Annotated in this window: 24 protein-coding genes; 20 read left to right on the top strand and 4 right to left on the bottom strand. The window is 63.1% G+C overall.

The genetic code is table 11. The features are described from left to right. Positions 1 to 4 precede the first annotated feature (4 nt). From rplR to ACN0X9_RS04460, 11 genes are all read left to right on the top strand, one after another. Positions 5 to 367, top strand: a complete 363-nt coding sequence (gene rplR, locus ACN0X9_RS04510; RefSeq protein WP_417486438.1) for a 50S ribosomal protein L18 — start codon at positions 5 to 7, stop codon at positions 365 to 367. Positions 368 to 379: 12 nt separating this feature from the next. Continuing rightward, on the top strand, positions 380 to 985 hold the full coding sequence (gene rpsE / locus ACN0X9_RS04505; RefSeq protein WP_417486437.1) for a 30S ribosomal protein S5: 606 nt from the start codon (positions 380 to 382) through the stop codon (positions 983 to 985). Positions 986 to 997: 12 nt separating this feature from the next. Next, a complete protein-coding gene (rpmD, locus tag ACN0X9_RS04500) occupies positions 998 to 1,183 on the top strand; it encodes a 50S ribosomal protein L30 (RefSeq protein ID WP_011643715.1) in 186 nt (61 codons plus the stop codon). Positions 1,184 to 1,223: 40 nt separating this feature from the next. After that, positions 1,224 to 1,703 carry a 50S ribosomal protein L15 gene (rplO, locus tag ACN0X9_RS04495; RefSeq protein WP_323761502.1) on the top strand — a complete coding sequence of 160 codons (480 nt, stop codon included), beginning with the start codon at positions 1,224 to 1,226 and terminating at the stop codon, positions 1,701 to 1,703. Positions 1,704 to 1,736: 33 nt separating this feature from the next. After that, on the top strand, positions 1,737 to 3,077 hold the full coding sequence (gene secY, locus ACN0X9_RS04490) for a preprotein translocase subunit SecY (protein WP_417486436.1): 1,341 nt from the start codon (positions 1,737 to 1,739) through the stop codon (positions 3,075 to 3,077). Next, complete coding sequence (locus tag ACN0X9_RS04485) at positions 3,074 to 3,640, top strand: adenylate kinase (RefSeq protein ID WP_417486435.1); 567 nt, start codon at positions 3,074 to 3,076, stop codon at positions 3,638 to 3,640. Before secY ends, ACN0X9_RS04485 begins: the two co-directional genes overlap by 4 nt. Before the next feature lie 144 nt (positions 3,641 to 3,784). Then, the gene (rpsM, locus tag ACN0X9_RS04480) at positions 3,785 to 4,153 is read left to right on the top strand and encodes a 30S ribosomal protein S13 (RefSeq protein ID WP_011643711.1); all 369 of its coding nucleotides are present in this window, start codon (positions 3,785 to 3,787) and stop codon (positions 4,151 to 4,153) included. Between the two features lie 11 nt (positions 4,154 to 4,164). After that, positions 4,165 to 4,554 (top strand): 30S ribosomal protein S11, encoded by a 390-nt coding sequence (rpsK, locus tag ACN0X9_RS04475; RefSeq protein ID WP_011643710.1) that lies wholly within the window; start codon positions 4,165 to 4,167, stop codon positions 4,552 to 4,554. A gap of 74 nt (positions 4,555 to 4,628) precedes the next feature. Then, positions 4,629 to 5,648: a DNA-directed RNA polymerase subunit alpha gene (locus tag ACN0X9_RS04470; RefSeq protein ID WP_011643709.1), complete on the top strand. Its 1,020-nt coding sequence runs from the start codon at positions 4,629 to 4,631 to the stop codon at positions 5,646 to 5,648. Between the two features lie 45 nt (positions 5,649 to 5,693). Then, positions 5,694 to 6,116, top strand: a complete 423-nt coding sequence (rplQ, locus tag ACN0X9_RS04465) for a 50S ribosomal protein L17 (RefSeq protein ID WP_417486434.1) — start codon at positions 5,694 to 5,696, stop codon at positions 6,114 to 6,116. Between the two features lie 89 nt (positions 6,117 to 6,205). Next, positions 6,206 to 7,609 (top strand): Do family serine endopeptidase, encoded by a 1,404-nt coding sequence (locus ACN0X9_RS04460; protein ID WP_417486433.1) that lies wholly within the window; start codon positions 6,206 to 6,208, stop codon positions 7,607 to 7,609. 13 nt (positions 7,610 to 7,622) lie between these two features. Here the strand turns inward: ACN0X9_RS04460 and ACN0X9_RS04455 are convergent, their stop codons facing one another. Continuing rightward, positions 7,623 to 8,069 carry a VOC family protein gene (locus ACN0X9_RS04455; RefSeq protein WP_417486432.1) on the bottom strand — a complete coding sequence of 149 codons (447 nt, stop codon included), beginning with the start codon at positions 8,067 to 8,069 and terminating at the stop codon, positions 7,623 to 7,625. Positions 8,070 to 8,151: 82 nt separating this feature from the next. Between ACN0X9_RS04455 and ACN0X9_RS04450 the strand changes: the two genes are divergently transcribed. Then, positions 8,152 to 9,459, top strand: coding sequence for a replication-associated recombination protein A (locus tag ACN0X9_RS04450; protein ID WP_417486431.1), 1,308 nt, complete (start codon positions 8,152 to 8,154; stop codon positions 9,457 to 9,459). A 67-nt stretch (positions 9,460 to 9,526) separates the two neighbouring features. Continuing rightward, on the top strand, positions 9,527 to 9,901 hold the full coding sequence (locus tag ACN0X9_RS04445) for a hypothetical protein (protein WP_417486430.1): 375 nt from the start codon (positions 9,527 to 9,529) through the stop codon (positions 9,899 to 9,901). A gap of 3 nt (positions 9,902 to 9,904) precedes the next feature. On the opposite strand, the gene ACN0X9_RS04440 is transcribed toward ACN0X9_RS04445, so the two are convergent. Beyond that, positions 9,905 to 10,627, bottom strand: a complete 723-nt coding sequence (locus ACN0X9_RS04440) for a DUF6624 domain-containing protein (protein ID WP_417486429.1) — start codon at positions 10,625 to 10,627, stop codon at positions 9,905 to 9,907. A 532-nt stretch (positions 10,628 to 11,159) separates the two neighbouring features. Here ACN0X9_RS04440 and crcB point away from each other — a divergent pair. The 3 genes from crcB (at position 11,160) to ACN0X9_RS04425 (ending at position 13,379) form a co-directional block, all read left to right on the top strand. Beyond that, positions 11,160 to 11,543 (top strand): fluoride efflux transporter CrcB, encoded by a 384-nt coding sequence (gene crcB, locus ACN0X9_RS04435; protein WP_417486428.1) that lies wholly within the window; start codon positions 11,160 to 11,162, stop codon positions 11,541 to 11,543. Beyond that, positions 11,540 to 12,532 carry an RluA family pseudouridine synthase gene (locus ACN0X9_RS04430; protein ID WP_417486427.1) on the top strand — a complete coding sequence of 331 codons (993 nt, stop codon included), beginning with the start codon at positions 11,540 to 11,542 and terminating at the stop codon, positions 12,530 to 12,532. The genes crcB and ACN0X9_RS04430 overlap by 4 nt, the downstream gene beginning before the upstream one ends. 109 nt (positions 12,533 to 12,641) lie before the next feature. Continuing rightward, positions 12,642 to 13,379, top strand: coding sequence for a hypothetical protein (locus tag ACN0X9_RS04425; RefSeq protein WP_417486426.1), 738 nt, complete (start codon positions 12,642 to 12,644; stop codon positions 13,377 to 13,379). 2 nt (positions 13,380 to 13,381) lie between these two features. Here the strand turns inward: ACN0X9_RS04425 and ACN0X9_RS04420 are convergent, their stop codons facing one another. Further along, entirely contained in the window at positions 13,382 to 13,705 is a 324-nt protein-coding gene (locus ACN0X9_RS04420) for a DUF1244 domain-containing protein (RefSeq protein ID WP_417486425.1), read from the bottom strand. Positions 13,706 to 13,756: 51 nt separating this feature from the next. On the opposite strand from ACN0X9_RS04420, the gene ACN0X9_RS04415 reads away from it, so the two are divergent. Genes ACN0X9_RS04415 through ACN0X9_RS04400 form a run of 4 tightly spaced genes read left to right on the top strand, consistent with a single transcriptional unit; the run spans position 13,757 to position 16,587 of the window. Then, complete coding sequence (locus ACN0X9_RS04415; protein WP_417486424.1) at positions 13,757 to 14,527, top strand: HAD-IA family hydrolase; 771 nt, start codon at positions 13,757 to 13,759, stop codon at positions 14,525 to 14,527. Further along, positions 14,524 to 15,291 carry an ATP12 family chaperone protein gene (locus ACN0X9_RS04410; RefSeq protein ID WP_417486423.1) on the top strand — a complete coding sequence of 256 codons (768 nt, stop codon included), beginning with the start codon at positions 14,524 to 14,526 and terminating at the stop codon, positions 15,289 to 15,291. Before ACN0X9_RS04415 ends, ACN0X9_RS04410 begins: the two co-directional genes overlap by 4 nt. A 53-nt stretch (positions 15,292 to 15,344) precedes the next feature. Beyond that, a complete protein-coding gene (locus ACN0X9_RS04405; RefSeq protein ID WP_417486422.1) occupies positions 15,345 to 16,013 on the top strand; it encodes a 2OG-Fe(II) oxygenase in 669 nt (222 codons plus the stop codon). A gap of 40 nt (positions 16,014 to 16,053) precedes the next feature. Then, the gene (locus ACN0X9_RS04400; RefSeq protein ID WP_417486421.1) at positions 16,054 to 16,587 is read left to right on the top strand and encodes a GrpB family protein; all 534 of its coding nucleotides are present in this window, start codon (positions 16,054 to 16,056) and stop codon (positions 16,585 to 16,587) included. On the opposite strand, the gene ACN0X9_RS04395 is transcribed toward ACN0X9_RS04400, so the two are convergent. Then, on the bottom strand, positions 16,584 to 17,678 hold the full coding sequence (locus ACN0X9_RS04395) for a GNAT family N-acetyltransferase (protein ID WP_417486420.1): 1,095 nt from the start codon (positions 17,676 to 17,678) through the stop codon (positions 16,584 to 16,586). The genes ACN0X9_RS04400 and ACN0X9_RS04395 overlap by 4 nt on opposite strands. Between the last annotated feature and the right edge of the window lie 34 nt (positions 17,679 to 17,712).

Genomic DNA, 17,712 nt, shown 5'->3' with positions numbered 1-17,712 from the left:
AGCGATGAAAACTCAACGCGAAAAATCGGTCCGTCGCGCCCAGCGCAACCGGATCCGTCTGCGCAAGTTCGCCAACGGCCGTCCGCGGCTGTCGGTCTACCGGTCTTCGAAGAACATCTATGCCCAGATCATCGACGATGCATCTGGCAAGACGGTCGTCTCCGCCTCTTCCCTCGAGGAAGCCGCTCAAAAAGAGCATGGCAAGGGCTGGGACACGAAGGCTGCCGAGCTTGTTGGCAAGCTGATCGCCGAGCGCGCAGTCAAGGAAGGCGTCAAGGACGTCGTCTTCGACCGTGGCGGTTACATCTTTCACGGGCGTGTCAAAGCGCTCGCAGAGGCGGCCCGCGAGGGCGGCCTGAACTTCTAAGGGAGCGGACGTATGGCTCATCAGAACGAGCAACGTGGTGGCGGTGACCGTGGCCGAGGCCGCGGCCGTGGCCGGGACCGCGACCAGGAACGCGATGACGAACTTGTCGACAAGCTCGTCCACATCAACCGCGTCGCCAAGACGGTGAAGGGTGGCCGGAACTTCCAGTTCGCAGCCCTCGTCGTTGTCGGTGACACCAAGGGCCGGGTCGGCTTCGGACAGGGCAAGGCACGTGAAGTGCCGGAAGCCATCCGCAAGGCTACCGACGAAGCCAAGAAGAACATGATCCGCGTCCCGCTGCGCGAAGGCCGCACCCTGCACCATGACGGCAAAGGTCGTCACGGGGCCGGCAAGGTCGTCCTGCGGGCAGCGCCTCCGGGTACCGGCGTCATCGCCGGTGGACCGATGCGCGCTGTGCTGGAAACCCTCGGGATCCAGGACGTGGTCGCCAAGTCGGTTGGTACGTCCAACCCGTACAACATGATCCGCGCCACCATGGACGCGCTGAAACTGCAAGCGAGCCCGCGCTCGGTTGCTGCCAAGCGTGGTCTGAAGGTCGGTGATCTGGTGAACCGCCGCGATGACGGCGCGTCCTCACCGGAAGCGATTGAAGCGTAAGGACCGGATACAATGGCCAAGAAGACCATCCGCGTGCGCCAGACGGGTAGCGCCATCCGCCGCCCGAAAGATCAGCGTGCCACGCTTGTCGGCCTCGGTCTGAACAAGATCGGTCGCGAGCGCGAGCTTGAGGATACACCGTCTGTCCGTGGCATGATTGCCAAGGTCAGCCACATGGTGGAAATCGTCGAGGAGTAGGTCCCGGCAAGGGAAACCGCTCCATCGAATGGAGAACGACATGCGTCTCAATGAATTGCGTGACAATGACGGTGCGACCAAGATCCGCACCCGCGTCGGCCGTGGTATCGGTTCCGGCAAGGGCAAGACCGGTGGTCGTGGCGTCAAGGGCCAGAAATCCCGTTCGGGTGTGGCCATCAAGGGTTTCGAAGGCGGGCAGATGCCGCTTCACATGCGTTTGCCGAAGCGGGGCTTCAACAAGCCCAACCGCAAGGCTTGGGCAGAAGTGAATCTCGGCCGTCTCGAGAAGGCCATTGCCGAAGGCAAGATCGACGCGAAAAAGCCGATCGACGCCGACGTCCTGATCGCTGCGGGCCTGGTCCGTCGCGCCCTGGACGGCATTCGCCTCCTTGCGAAGGGCGAGCTGAAGTCCAAAGTAGAGATCACCCTTGCCGGTGCTTCAAAGGCCGCGATTGCCGCTGTCGAGAAGGCTGGTGGCAAGGTGACCCTCACCGCCGTGGCCGACGACGCCGCGGAATAAGTGACTTTCTGCTGACCTCGTAAGGACGTCTTGATGGCTTCTGCTGCCGAACAGCTTGCCCAGAACATGAATTTCAGCTCCTTCGCGAAGGCGAAGGAGCTGCATCAGCGTATCCTGTTCACGATCGGGATCCTGATCGTGTACCGGCTGGGCACTTTCGTTCCGATTCCGGGCATCAATCCGGAAGAGTATGCGCGTGTGTTCGACTCGCTGGGCGGGCAGGGGCAGGGCATCCTGTCGATGTTCAACATGCTCGGCGGCGGTGCCGTCGAACGCATGGCGATCTTCGTGCTCAATGTGATGCCGTACATCTCGGCCTCGATCATCATGCAGTTGATGTCGGCCACCATTCCCAGCCTTGAAAAGCTGAAGAAGGAAGGTGGCGAGCAAGGCCGTCAGCAGATCAACCAGTATACCCGTTATCTGACCGTGCTCCTCGCGACCGGACAGGCCTTCGCCATCGCTATCGGCATGAATACGCCGAACAGTGAAGGCGTGGCGCTGGCGCTCAATCCGGGGCCGTTCTTCCTCGCTTCGACAGTGATCACCCTGGTCGGCGCCACCATGCTGCTGTTGTGGCTGGGTGAGCAGATCACCGCCCGCGGTGTTGGCAACGGTGTCTCGCTGATCATTTTCGCCGGTATCATCTCGGCGGTGCCCGGTGTCATCGGTGGCGCACTGGCGCAAGCCTCCTCGACCGGCGACGGCACGGTCCTCGTCGTGGGCACAGTGCTGATCCTGGTCGGCCTGCTGCTGGTGGTGTTCGTGGAGCGTTCCCAGCGCCGCCTGCTGGTTCAGTATCCCAAGCGTCAGCAAGGCAACCGCATGGTCGGGGGCGATACCTCCTTCCTGCCGCTCAAGCTGAACACTGCTGGCGTGATCCCGCCGATTTTCGCCTCATCCCTGCTGTTGCTGCCGGCGACCGCTGCGAGCTTCCAGGCCCAGTCGGGTCCGGGATGGCTGCAAAGCGCGGTCGCAATCCTTGGACCGGGCTCGCCCTGGTTCATGATGGCCTACGCCGCGATGATCATCTTCTTCTGCTTCTTCTACACCTCGGTCGTCTCCAATCCGGACGACATGGCCGAGAACCTGAGGAAGTATGGCGGTTTCCTGCCGGGCATCCGTCCGGGCAAGCGGACCGCTGAACACATCGACTTCGTCATGTCCCGCCTGACCTTCATCGGTGCCCTCTACCTGGTGCTGATCTGCATGGTGCCGATGATGATGAACCCGAATACGGCTCTTGGCGGTACATCCCTGCTCATCGTGGTTTCGGTGACCATGGACACGGTTTCCCAGATCCAGTCACACCTGCTGGCACACCAGTATGAAGGCCTGATCAAGAAGTCGAAGCTGCGGGGACGCAAACGATGAATATTATCCTGTTCGGACCGCCCGGTTGCGGCAAGGGCACCCAGTCCAAGCGTCTCGTTGCAGAGCGCGGTTGGGTGCAGCTTTCCACGGGTGACATGTTGCGACATGCCCGTGCGGCGGGAACAGAGCTGGGCCAGCGTGTGGCCGCGATCATGGATGGAGGCAATCTGGTCTCCGACGCGATCGTGATCGAGCTGATCGAGGAACGCCTGCCGGAAGCGGAAGCTGCCGGTGGTGCCATCTTCGACGGTTTCCCGCGCACCGTGGCCCAGGCACAGGCACTCGATCAGCTTCTGCTGGATCGCGGAACCAAGGTTGATTCCGTTGTCGAGCTGAAAGTGAACGACGAAGAACTGGTTCAGCGGCTTGTTAAGCGCGCTGAGGAGGAAGGTCGCCCGGATGACACTGAAGACGTCATTCGCAAGCGCCTGGAAGTCTACTATGGGCAGACCGCGCCCCTGATCCCTTTCTTTGCCGATCAAGGCAAGGTGAAGGCGGTCGACGGCATGGGTTCCATGGATGAGGTTGCAGCCGGAATTGCTGCGGCTCTCGAAGAGAAGTGACACGCACCTGTTGCAACCCCATTGACGGGGTGGCAACGCTGACTGTAGATAGCGCCCTTCGCGAAACGGGCGAGCTGATGCGGCGACCGAAAGGTTGCCTGTTGGGTCGTCCGTGAATGGCGTTCAGAATTTGGGAGATGGAAAGTGGCCCGTATTGCCGGCGTCAATATTCCGACGAATAAGCGCGTAGAGATCGCGCTTCGCTACATCCACGGCATTGGCCCGGCCAAGGCGAAGGAGATCTGCGAGCAGGTTTCCATTTTGCCCGAGCGCCGCGTCAGTGAACTGACGGATGCAGAAGTCCTGCAAATCCGCGAAGTGATCGATCGTGATCACCAAGTGGAAGGGGATCTGCGCCGTGAGGTGGCTGTGAACATCAAGCGTCTCATGGACCTGGGTAACTACCGTGGCCTGCGCCACCGTCGTGGCCTGCCTGTCCGTGGCCAGCGCACTCACACCAATGCGCGTACGCGCAAAGGTCCCGCCAAGCCGATTGCCGGCAAGAAAAAGTAGGGCCCTGACCGATGGCTAAAGATACTGGCCGCGTTAAGCGGCGCGAGCGGAAGAACATCACGTCGGGCGTTGCCCACGTGAGTGCCAGCTTCAACAACACCATGGTGACCATCACGGACGCCCAGGGAAATGCGATTTCCTGGTCGTCGGCCGGTCACATGGGCTTCAAGGGGTCGCGCAAGTCGACTCCCTATGCGGCCCAGATGGCGGCTGAAGATGCTGGCAAGAAGGCGATGGAACACGGGATGAAGACCATCGAAGTGAAGGTCTCCGGTCCGGGTTCGGGGCGCGAAAGTGCGCTGCGTGCGTTGCAGTCGGTGGGTTTCACCATCACCACCATCCAGGACGTCACGCCGATTCCGCACAACGGTTGTCGTCCGCCGAAGCGCCGCCGCGTCTAGTACGCTGCGCGCATTTCGCCTGTTGAACGCGCCGACGGTGCAAGCCGTACGGCTGATGAAGGGGCAGTAAGAACGTGATCGAGAAGAACTGGCAAGAACTCATCCGCCCGATGAAGCCGGAAATCGAGCCGGGACATGATCCCGCGCGCCAAGCCAAGATTGTCGCCGAGCCGCTGGAGCGTGGCTTCGGCATGACGCTGGGCAATGCGCTGCGTCGTGTCCTGCTGTCCTCGCTTCAGGGTGCAGCAGTGACGAATGTCCACATTGACGGCGTCGTCCACGAGTTTTCGTCGATCGACGGCGTTCGTGAAGACGTCACCGACATCGTGCTGAACATCAAGCAGATCGCCCTGCGCATGCATGGCGAAGGTCCCAAGCGTGTCGTTCTCAAGAAGTCCGGCCCCGGTATCGTCACCGCTGGTGATATCGAGGAAACGGCCGACGTCGAGATCGTCAACAAGGACCTGGCGCTGTGCACGCTGGACGAAGGTGCGGAAATCCGCATGGAGTTCACCATCAACACCGGCAAGGGCTATGTCCCGTCCGAGCGTAACCGCCCGGAAGATGCCCCGATCGGTCTGATCGGCGTTGATGCGCTCTACAGCCCGGTCAAGCGCGTGTCCTACAAGGTCGAGAACACCCGTGAGGGCCAGGTTCTCGACTATGACAAGCTGACGCTTGAAGTCGAGACGGACGGAACCGTCACCCCGGAAGATTCCGTGGCTTTCGCCGCGCGCATCCTCCAGGACCAGTTCCAGATCTTCATCAACTTCGAAGAAGCTGTCGAAGCGCGTCCGGCCGAGGACGACAAGCCAGAGCTCGACTTCAACCCGGCGCTGCTGCGCAAGGTTGATGAGCTGGAGCTGTCGGTGCGTTCGGCGAACTGCCTGAAGAACGACAACATCGTCTACATCGGTGACCTGATCCAGAAGTCGGAGGCGGAAATGCTCCGCACGCCGAATTTCGGACGCAAGTCGCTTAATGAGATCAAGGAAGTTCTCGCCCAGATGGGTCTGCATCTTGGCATGGAAGCGCCGAACTGGCCGCCGGAGAACATCGAAGATCTCGCCAAACGTTTTGAGGATCACGTCTAGGCAGCCGCCGAGAGGCGCCTGAACCGGACCTGAGGAGATAAAGCCATGCGTCACGGCATCGCACACCGCAAGCTTAACCGCACCCACTCGCACCGCAAGGCGATGCTGGCCAATATGGCCGCCTCGCTGATCGAGCACGAGCAGATCGTCACCACCTTGCCGAAAGCCAAGGAACTGGCCCCGTTCGTGGACAAGCTGATCACGCTGGCCAAGCGCGGCGACGTGCATGGTCGTCGCCAGGCGATGTCCAAGGTCCGCAATGAGGACCAGGTCAAGAAACTGTTCGACACGCTCGGCGGTCGCTACACCGAGCGCGATGGTGGTTACACCCGCGTTCTCAAAGCTGGCTTCCGTCACGGCGACAATGCGCCGATGGCTGTCATCGAGCTCGTCGATCGCGACCCGTCTGCCAAGGGTGCCGCCGACCGTGCGCGCCTCGAGGAAGAAGGCGGCATGACTGAGGAGTAAGCTTCCAGTCAGCACAAGTTCAGGAGAAGGCGGCTTTGCTTCAGCAGGGCCGCCTTTTTCGTGCCCGCAATCCAGCCTATATGGGTGCCATGATCAGATACGCTTTTTTCGCTGTCCTCCTCGCGAGCGCGCCCGCGTCCGCCCAGGAGATCGACCTCGCCGGTGCCGCCGATGACCGGGTTGTCCCGGAAAGCCGGATGGAGATGCAGATGTCCTTCGCGCCAATCGTGCGCGAAGCGACGCCCGCCGTGGTGAATGTCTATACCCGCCGCGTTGTCCAGAACCGCAGCCCCTTTGCCAATGACCCGCTGTTCTCGCGCATGTTCCGCAGTCGGCCGCAGGAGCAGAACTCGCTTGGGTCCGGGGTGATCGTCGATCCGTCCGGCGTGATCGTCACCAATAACCACGTCGTTGCTGGCGCCACCGAACTGCGCGTGGTGCTGGCCGACCGCCGCGAATTTTCCGCCGAGATCCTGCTGACCGATGAAGCAACCGATCTGGCCGTGCTGCGGGTCGAGACGGATGAACCTTTGCCGGTTCTACCATTCGACATGAGCGGTGATGTCGAAGTCGGGGATCTTGTCCTGGCAATCGGCAATCCCTTTGGTGTTGGACAGACGGTGACCTCCGGTATCGTGTCAGCGCTGGCACGCACAGATGTCGGCCAGACCGATTTCGCCTCCTTCATCCAGACCGATGCCGCCATCAACCCCGGCAATTCCGGTGGCGCGCTGGTCGACATGGATGGCGAGCTGGTCGGCGTGAACACCATGATCTTTTCACGCTCGGGCGGGTCGAACGGGATCGGCTTTGCCATCCCGGTCGAGATGGTTGCTCGGGTCGTCGATACGGCGATGAGCGAGGGCGAGCTGATCCGGCCCTGGCTGGGCGCTCGCCTGCAACCGGTCGACAGCGACATTGCGGATGCATTCGGTCTCGACCGCCCGCGCGGTGCGCTGGTCAACGAGGTCTATCCGCTCGCAGCGGCTGACGATGCCGGTCTGATGCAAGGTGACATCGTGCTGACGATCGACGGCCAGTCCATCAACAATGAAGCAGGCGCCCGGTTCCGTCTGGCGACCCGCGCCGCGGGAGATGATGCCCGCTTCACGGTCCTGCGGGACGGCGAGGAGCTGTCTCTGGATGTGGCCGTGCAGCCAGCCCCCGGTATCTCCGAACCGGATCCGTTTGCGGTCGATGGACGGAATCCGCTGGTCGGAGCTGCCCTGGTTACGCTCTCTCCGGCTTTCAATGAACGTGTCGGCCTCGACCCGTTCCGTGGTGGCGTGATCATCAGCGCGGTCGGGCGGCGGTCTGTCGCGGCGCGTTATGGCTTCCGGCCCGGCGACCAGCTGGTCGAGTTGATGGGCGAGCCGATCTATTCGCTCGATGACCTCGCCGAGGTGCTCGCCGCCCATGACGGCGCCCAGACCTGGCCGCTGATCGTGGAGCGCCGTGGCCAGCGCTTCGATACCTCGGTCCGCCTCTACTAGGGCGGGCCAGGCATCAAACGGTGTGGGGTTTCAGCGCGACGAAGCTCCACACATGCCCGAACGGGTCGCGCACCTTGCCGTGACGTCCGAAGAATTCGTCAGTGCAGGGACGGACCACGTCGGCTCCGGCCTTTATAGCCTTGTCGAACCAGGTGTCGGCATCGGTGACATAGAGGTTGAGCGTGAAGGTGGTGCGGTTGCCGAGGCTGGCCGGAGCGACATTGCCAATCATCGCCTCATGCTGGGGGAACTCGTCGGCCAACATCACGATGCCCTCATTGATGCGCAGTGTGGCGTGGCCCAGCTTGCCCTCGAAATCATAGCGCTCGAGCAGCTCGGCATCGAAGGCACGGACATAGAAATCAATGGCGGCGGCGCCGTCGCGGACACTGAGATAGGGCGCCACGCCGGAGGTCGGCGGCGCGTGAACGTCGTCGGTCGTGCCGGATGCATCGCTCATTTCGGATTCCCCTCGTTACCCGCTGCAAGTCTAGCATGACCTGCCTTCTACGAAACCGCGAACACGCCTAGGCTCATCCGTGATGACAAGCTTGTTTGAAGCCGCCGGCCTTGATGCCGAAGCCCCGCGACCGCTGGCCGACCGATTGCGTCCGCAAACGCTCGACGAGGTCGTCGGCCAGGATCACCTGTTGGCCGGCAAGGGCCCGATTGCGCGGATGCGCTCGCAAGGCCGGCTCGCCTCTCTGATCCTGTGGGGACCGCCGGGCGTCGGAAAGACCACCATTGCCCGTCTTCTGGCCGAGGACAGTGACCTGGAGTTTGAACCGCTCTCGGCGGTCTTCTCCGGTGTGGCTGACCTGAAGAAGGCGTTCGAACGAGCCCGCGCCCGCCGTCAGCAGGGCCGGGGCACGCTGCTCTTCGTCGACGAGATCCATCGCTTCAACCGGGCCCAGCAGGATGGTTTCCTGCCGGTGGTGGAGGAGGGGACGGTGACGCTGGTCGGGGCCACGACCGAAAACCCGTCCTTCGAGCTCAATGCGGCTTTGCTGTCGCGCTGTCAGGTCCTGGTTCTCAAACGCCTCGATGATGATGGGCTGGACCTCCTGATGCAACGCGCCGAGGCTGAAATGGGGCGGCCCCTGTCGCTAGATGCTGCCGCCCGCATTGCCCTGCGCTCGATGGCCGATGGCGACGGGCGCTACATGCTCAACCTGGTCGAGGAGGTGTTCACCTTCGATCCGGACACTGAGGTCAACGCCGACGATCTCGCCACGCTGCTCAACAAGCGCGCCACCGCCTACGACAAGGACCGTGACGAGCACTACAATCTCATCTCGGCCCTGCACAAATCGATCCGCGGCTCCGACCCGGATGCGGCGCTGTACTGGTTTGCCCGCATGCTGGAAGGTGGAGAGGATCCGCTCTTCCTGGCACGGCGGCTGGTGCGCATGGCGTCGGAAGATATCGGACTCGCCGACCCCACTGGCCTGATGATCGCCAATGAAGCCGCTCGCACCTATGAGCGCCTTGGTCCACCCGAAGGTGAGCTGGCGCTGGCCCACGCCGTTGTCCATCTGGCGACCGCCGCCAAGTCGAATGCCGTTTACGTCGCCTTCAAGCGGGCCCAGAGAGCCGCGAAGGCGACAGGCTCCCTGATGCCGCCCGCGCACATCCTCAACGCCCCGACGGCCCTGATGAAGGATCAGGGCTATGGCAAGGGCTATGAATACGATCATGACGCCGTCGGCGGCGTCTCCGGCCAGGACTATTTCCCCGACGACATGCCCGACCGCCCGGTCTTCTACGAGCCGACGGGCAATGGCCGCGAGGCGGCAATCGGCGAACGCCTGGCACGCTGGCGCAAGGTGAGGTCGGATCGGCGGTCATAACGCGTCCCTTGCCAAGTTCGCGCCTGTGACGAATCCTGCTCCCTCAACCACTCTGGGGGGAGTTCACATGAAACCGGAACGTATTCACCTGACGCTCGGCCTGCTCTGGCTGATCGCCGGCATGCTGCTGGGCGAGCATATGGGGCGATCAGGCGATCACGGCCAATTGCCGACCCATGCCCACATGATGTTGTTGGGCGGAGTCCTGTCAGTGCTCTGGGCCGTTCTCTATCGCGTGTTCGCGCTGGGCGGCGGATTTCTGGCCTGGATCCAGGTCGGGTTGCATCACATCGCCGTCCTGATGATGATCCCGTCGCTCTATATGATGTTCGGAGCCCTGGCCGACGAGGCGACGGTGGGCCCTTTGCTGGGCATCAGTGCGATCATGGCGATCGTATCGGCCGCCCTGGTGCTGGTGTTGAGCCTGCGCGCCAAGGACTGACACTCACTCGCTGCAGCTGGATCCGTAAAACTGGTTGGACCGTGCCTGGTAGGCCGCGAGCGGCTCGAGACCCAGCGAGGCCCGTCGCTCATCGACCGTGTCCGGGTCCTCGATCGGCGGGTAGACCTGTTCGCCATTCTCGCAGCGAAACTGCGAGCCGTAGCGCTGTGGCCGGTCCTCGGCGACAGCCACGCGGTCGTAAAGCAGGGCATAGCGCATGCCGTTGAAGCCACCGGCAAGCGCGAAGGGTTCAACCAGGTCGAGCAAGCGGCGCTGGGCCGAGATGTCGCCGTGCTGGATCAAGGCGGCAATGTCAGCGGCGAGTGCGGGCTGCTCGCGGACCAGCGCGGTAAAGTCGTACTCATCGAGCAGGCTGATCGCCCACGCGGTATTGTCCGCGTCAACCGCGTTGAAGGTATCGCTAGTGGCCTCGATGATCTCTGCACGGGCGCCGGGGTCAAGATCGGCCCGCGAAATGCGCGACAGCAGCAAGTCGCGGATATAGCGGTCGCGCGCCTTTCGGGCGGCCATTTCGGCAATGAGGTCGCCCCATTGTGCGTAGGCGGTGTCGAACTCGGCGATCAGGGTAGCGGCGTCGGTTGCCAATGGCGCCGGTGCGACCTCGGCCACAGCCTCTTCGGCTATTGGCAGGTCAGTGTCCGAAGTGGCGGACGGGGCCTCTGCATCTTGCAGGACAAGCATGGCGGCCAGAATGAATACGGACATGACGCGACTCCCGAGGTTGCAGGCAGTCTAACTCGCTGTGCGGCGTATCCAAGGCATGCCGGCAAAACAAAAGCGGCAGCCCTTTTGGGGGAGGCTGCCGCTTTCGCTTGGGGTCGGGATCGATCGGGACGGGGGACTGTGAGGCGTGTCGCCGGTCCGGATCGTTGGTCGTCTGGTTGAGCCCTTGGGGGCAGCTCAACCTAGGCGAATGCGCCGCCGAGGGCGATCGTCATGGCACCAAACACACCGGCCACGAAAAGTACGTTCACGAGCGTCGAGAGGGAGGTCGAAACACGGTTCATCATTGGTCTTGTCCTTGCGGTCTTGGCGAGCCGGGCCTTCCCGGTTCGCACGTTGGTAAATAAGGACTTAGCGGCGTCACACAATCGTCATTTCACCAAACCACCATTGCAAATATGCATGGCTAACTCAATGTGAAATGAAATTAAGGATTGGTTAGTGAGCCGTTAATGTAGCCGCCGCCGATGCCGGAGTGCTTGCCAAGCCGGGCGTGGGACCCTATCGAGCCGGAATGATCAATTATCTTCTCGTTGGCGCTGGCGGAGCCTTGGGCGCTGTTGCCCGATACCAGGTCGGCCGGCTGACGTTCCGCTGGTTCGGGCCGGAGCAGGTCTGGGGCACGTTGGCGGTGAATATTGCCGGCGGCCTGTTGATGGGATTGTTGATCGGCTGGCTGGCAGCCACCGGTCGCGCTGACCAGCAATCTATCCGCCTGTTTGGCGCCGTCGGTTTCCTGGGTGGTTTCACCACCTTCTCGGCCTTCTCGCTGGAGATGGCCAACATGTTCGAGCGCAAGGCCGTCCTGCCGGCCTTTGGCTACGCGGCGGGTTCTGTGGTGGTCGCACTGGCGGCCGTGTTTGTCGGGCTCTGGCTCGTCCGGAAGGTGTTCTCATGAGCGGTGTCCAGACCATCAAGGTAGAGGCGACCGAAGACGGCTCGCGCGTTGACCGCTGGTTCAAGCGCCGCTTCCCGCATGTCTCGGCGATCATGGTCCAGAAGCTGTGCCGCAAGGGCCAGATCCGGGTTGATGGCGGGCGCGTGAAGGGCGAGAGCCGCGTCCATGAGGGCCAGGAAATCCGTATACCGCCGCTCCCCGAACCGGGCGAGCGGCCGCCGGTCAACCGGATGTCGGATGAGGACATCGCCTATGTGAAGTCGCTGGTCATCTATCAGGATGACGAGTTGATCGCCTTCAACAAGCCCGCCGGGCTGGCCGTCCAGGGCGGGTCGAAGACGACCCGGCACCTCGACGGCATGCTGGACGCCTTTGGTGAGGGCCTGGATCGTCCCCGCCTCGTCCACCGCCTCGACAAGGATACGTCGGGCATCCTGATTGTCGGCAAGGGCCCCAAGGCGACAGCGCGTTTGGCCAAGGCCTTCCAGTCGCACAAGACCCGCAAGACTTATTGGGCGATCGCCATTGGTGTGCCCAAGCCCAAGATGGGCGAAATCAAGGGCTTCATGCGCAAGGCGGCCTCGGTCGGTGTCGACAGTGAGCGCGAGACCATGGTCGCCGCCGGTCATGGCGATGACGGCGCCCAGCATGCGCTCACGCGCTATGTGGTGATCGGCGAGGCCGGACAGAAGGCCTCGTGGGTGGCACTGCGTCCGGTCACCGGCCGCACCCACCAGCTGCGGGTCCATCTGGCGGCGATGGGGACGGCCATCCTGGGCGACAAGAAATACACCTGCCATCGTCCGGCACCGGAGGATCTCGGTCGCCGCCTGTGCCTGCACGCACGCCGGCTCGAAATTCCGCGCCCTGGCGGCAAGCCGCTGGTGTTGACCGCCGACCTGCCACCGGCGCTGAAGAAGATTTATGACACGCTGGGTTTCTCCACCAAGGAGATCAGCGAGAGCGAGATCGAAGAGGACCTGGCCTAGGCCAGGTCCGGCGCGTTCACGCCCTCTCACATCTGCGTCAATCCAGGCGAAGGTCTGTCGACAGACCCGACATCCAGTGATGTCCTCCGAGAAAAGGGGACATTAGGTCTTGGCACATATTGCGAGAATTCTGGTCGCCGGTCTGGCTTTTGGATTGGCTGGCCTGCCGGGTACGCAGGCGCAATCCGTCGGCGAGCGCGCCAACCGGGAAGAGCTGGTCGAGGGCGGGTTCAACCTCGGGCTCTTTGTCGACGGCGAGCGCGACGGTTTCATGCGCTATGGCTGGTATACTGACGAGGAAGGCGTGCACCTGTGGGATCGCTCGATGATCGTCTCGCGCAGCGATTATGAGAGCTTTTCCGCCCTGCTGGACCCCGCTGATCTGACGCCTCGCCGGGTCGATCTGCGCTATCACAGCGGCACTCGCTACTATTTGGTCGGTGCCGACATCGCGGACGGGCAGGTGACCGGGTCACGCAATCTGCATGGTCCGGCCGAGCCGACCCGGACCCAAGCTATCGATCATCCGGTCCGCGAGGGCGCGATGGTACGCGGCGCCGTATTCATGCTGGTTCCCGTGCTCGACCTGGAACCCGGTGACAGCATCAGCTTTGACTGGTGGATTCCGATGCGCGACAGCTTCGAAACGGTGACGCTGACGGCCTTTGAGCCGGAGAGTGTCGAGACCCCGGCAGGCCTGTTCGACGCCGTCCGTGTCGAGCTGCGCGGCACCACGCCGGGCAATGATCTTTTTGTCGATGTCGACAGTGGTCGCTTGGTGCGTCTCGATGTGGTTGGTCAGCCGGTCCAGTATCTGGCCCTGCCGGACCAGGACGGAGCGGGCTAGCGTCAGTCCTTGCCCTTCGCCGCCTGCTTGGCCTTGAAGGCAGCGATTTTGTCCGGGCTGGCTTCGCCCTGGTATTTCTCTTTCCATTCGCCGGGCGGCATGCCGTAGACGCGTTCGCGCGCCTGGTCCCGGGTGACCTCGATGCCGCGCTCGGCCGCCGCTTCGCGCCACCAATCCCCCAGGCAGTTGCGGCAAAAATCGGCCAGCAGCATGAGGTCGATATTCTGGACCTCCTTGTGGGCGTCCAGATGGGCGACCAAGCGGCGGAAGGCGGCAGCGTCCAGCGCCGTGCGCTCGGTCTCGGTGATGTTTTCGGGCAGGGTCATCGGCGGCGCACTCCGGTTTGCGTGTGACGCATGGGTAGCATGAGGCGGGGCGTGCTTGCCAAGCGCAACGCAGCCGCCTATGTCGCGGCCAAGCAGACGGAGCCTTGCGGCGTGAGCACTCCCCTCAAACTTGCCATCTGGGATATTGACGGCACCATCGTTGACAGTCGCCAGGTGATCCAGAAGGCCATGGACCGTGCCTTTCGCCGCGCCGGGCTGGGCGGGATCGACTATGATCGTACGCGAACGATCGTGGGGCTGGAGCTGACCGAGGCGGTGACCCGTCTCGCGCCGCCGGATTACGGGCCGGAGCGCGCCGTGCAACTGGCGGGTTTCTACAAGGAAGCCTTTGTCGAGCAACGGGCCGAAGCCGGCTTCGAAGAGCCGCTCTATGACGGTGTTCGCGACACGCTCGAGCGGCTGGTCGAGCAAGGCTGGTTGATGGGCGTGGCGACAGGCAAGGCCCGGCGAGGGCTGGACATCGTCTTCGCGCACCACGACCTGCACCGCTATTTCGACACCTTGCAGACTGTCGATGGCGGAGCCGGCAAACCCAATCCCCGCATGGTGCTGGACGCATTGCGCGAGACCGGAACCGAGGCCGCCCATGCCGTGATGATCGGCGATACCGGTTTCGACATGGCGATGGGCCGCAATGCCGGCGTCCACACGCTGGGTGTCAGCTGGGGCTTCCACACCGCCGACGAGATCGCCGAAGCCGGCGCGCACAGCATCCATGATGATTTTGACGCCCTTGATCGGGCGCTGGACAGATTCGCCGAGACCGTCAGCACACCTGCGACGCCGGGAGAAAATGCATGAGCGAGCCTTATAAGACCAAGCCCGGGGTCAAGATCCCCAGTCGTGAAAATTCGCTTCCCAAGCGCTTCTACAAGGCGGTCGATGTGGTGGCTCTTGATGACGGGTTTGCCGTGCATCTCGACGGCCGTCCGGTCAAGTCACCGGCCAAGCGGACCCTGGCCCTGCCGACGCGGGCGCTGGCCGAGCTGGTGGCGTCGGAATGGGACGTCCAGGGCGAGCGCATTGACGCGCCGGCCATGCCGGCGACGCGTCTGTGCTTCGTGGCGCTGGATCTGATACCCGATGCCCGGGCGGCAACGGTGGCCGAGGTCACCAAGTACGCCTCGACTGACCTGGTCTGTTTCCGGGCGCCGGAACCGCCGGACCTGATTGCTGCGCAAAGCGCGTCCTGGGACCCGGTCATTGCCTGGGCCGAGCGTGCGCTGGAAGCGCACTTCGTGCCGGCGACAGGGCTCATGCCGATCGACCAGGACCCGGTCGCCCTGCAACGTGTCATGCAGCGGGCCGGCGAGCTCGATGACTGGCGGCTGACGACGCTTGCCCATGTCACCGCGGTTTGCGGCTCTGCGCTGTTGGCCCTACAGCTGCTCGCCGGTGAGATCGATGGTGAGAAGGCATTTGTGCTGTCGACGGTGGACGAGCATTACCAGATCAGCCAGTGGGGCGAGGATCACGAAGCGGCGGACCGCCTGGCGCGCCTGCGCACTGAACTTGTGGTGATGGGCCAGGTCCTGCGCGCATTGGACGCGGCGCCTGCGGCTTGATGCCGGGCGCCATCCCGCTAGGCTTGTTCTCTTGATTTCGCGGAGACCGCACCATGGCTGAAACTGCCCCCGAACAAAGCGGCAAGACCGGGCCCGGCGGCCTGCTGGATTTCGACGCGCTGCGTGGCGCCAAGGTCCGGAGAGAGCCTTACAACTATTTTGTTTCCGAAGGTGCGTTGACGGATGGCGAGGCGGCGGCTGTCCGTCGTGATTACCCGGCCATCGACAAGCCCGGCTATCTGCCGCTGTCGAAGCTGGAGGCTTCCGGTGAATTCAAGCGTCTGATGGATGATCTCAATTCGGCCGAGCTGGCCCGGGTGCTGACCGACAAGTTCGGCGTCGACTTCACCGAAAAGCCGCGCATGATCACCGTGCGCAAGGTGTCGCAGCTGTCGGACGGTCCGATCCATAACGACTCGAAGTCGAAAATCCTGACCATGCTGACCTATCTCAATGCCGAGTGGGACGGCACCGGCGCCGGCTGTATCCGGGTGCTCAACGGGCCCAAGGATTTCGAGGACTTCACCGAGGAAGTGCCGCCGCTGGCCGGCTATGTCTTTGCCTTCCTGCGGGCCGACAATTCCTGGCACGGCCATCTGCCGTTCGAGGGTGAGCGTTTCGTCGTGCAGACGACCTTCCTGACCTCCCAGGAAGAGCTCGACCGAAAGGAAAACCGCGGCGGGCTCCAGTATTTCCTCAAGAAGCTGAACCCGTTCCAGTAGCGGCACAGACCGGTTGTCGGTCGCGATCGGGACGGGCGTCATGACGGTCGATGTCGTCGATTATGATCCAGGCTGGCCGGCACGCTTTACCGACGAGCGGAAACGCTTGCAGCGCGCGCTGGGCGATGCGGCGACCCGTATCGAGCATGTCGGCAGCACCTCGGTGCCCGGCCTGGCCGCCAAACCGATCATCGACATTCTGGTTGGCACGCATGGCCTCGCCAAGCTCGACGGCCGGGATGCCGAGATGATCTGTGCCGGGTTTCAAATTCGAGGTGAAAACGGCATTGCCGGGCGGCGTTACTACCGCCGTCACGCGCCCGACGGGACGCGCCTTGTCCATGTTCATGCCTATCTGGAGAGCAGCGAGGATTTCCGCCGGCACTTGGCGTTTCGCGACTATCTGCGGGCGCATCCGGTCGAAGCTTTGGCACTTGGTCGCCACAAGCTCGCGGTTGCCAGCAGCGCCGCAAGTCGCGAGGCGTATCAGGCTGGCAAGTCTGACCAGGTTGCAGATATCGAACGCAACGCACTCGCCTGGTCACCCGGTAAACCGGACATGACCTCAAGCTAGAAGGCGTGCACGGCCGCCCATTTGTCGAGGCGGCGGAAGGCCTTGGCGGGCCAGTTGGAAACCCGGCCAAGCGGCAGGGCCTGGGCAAGCCCGTCAATCATCTGGCCGGTTTGTACCAGAGCGTGGGCAATGGAGGGGCGCTCCAACCGGCCGGTCACCACGCCGAAGCCGGCATTCGACAGGCGGCGCTTGAAATCATAATCGCCCGGTCCGAGATGGATCTGGTCAACGCCGCGCGCTTCAAGATGACGGGCGATTTCCAGATACAGGGTCAGGCCCGGCCCCAATTTGGAAAATTCCGGCCAATAGACCGGGAACCAGTAGTGCAACACCCGCTCCGAGCGCATGCCGAAATGGGCGGCGGCAAGGCGGCCATTGATCTCGACTGTGGACAGCATGCCCGACAGTTCGGGCGTGTCGCTGTCGAACAGGTCCTCGATGGCCAGTCGGGCCCAACCGGCCGCGAACACATCGAGGGCATTGGTCCGGCGGTATTGCTCGCGCTTGGTCTCGATCACCGCGCGGAATGCCTCCGGCCGACGGTCATCGATGCGGAAGACGACATCATCACCCATCTCGGCGAGCTTGCGTTGACGGGCGCGTATATTGCGCATGGCCTTGGGGTCTTCGCGGGCGCAATCGCCGAGGAAGCTTTCATAGCCGCCGGACAGGTCGGAGACCCAGGAAATCTCCGCCGGACCGGAACTGGCCCGGGCGAAGCTGGCCTGGTCGGCAAGCGCGCCATGATAGGCAAACAGGCCGAAACCGGTGCCGGCAAGGGCGGCTTCGACGTCGAGGTCCGGAGTGGTGGTGATCAGGCCGTGATGGTCGCCCAGCGGGCCACCGATCGGCCGGGCAACGCCTGAACGGGACAGGTGCAGCGGCAAAAAGCCGGCAATTGTGCCGTTACGGTGCAGGATGGCGATCCGGGTGTCGTTGCGTCGGCGGGCCATCGCCTCGGTGAAGGCCAGGCTGAAATAGGGAGAGGCGAGAGAGGGGTTTTGCGAACGAAAACCGTTCCAGGCCTGGCGTTCCGGGGCGCCAATGCCATCAATCGTCACGATGTCGGTCTGCATGTTTTGGCCGCCCATGCGCCAATCCCCGTCCAGGTTCTCTGCAAAACTT

It is taken from the genome of Maricaulis sp. (genome assembly GCF_048268525.1).
Lineage (GTDB): Bacteria > Pseudomonadota > Alphaproteobacteria > Caulobacterales > Maricaulaceae > Maricaulis.
The sequence above is the reverse complement of the archived record's forward strand: the minus strand, read 5'-3'. Positions and strand labels throughout refer to the sequence as shown.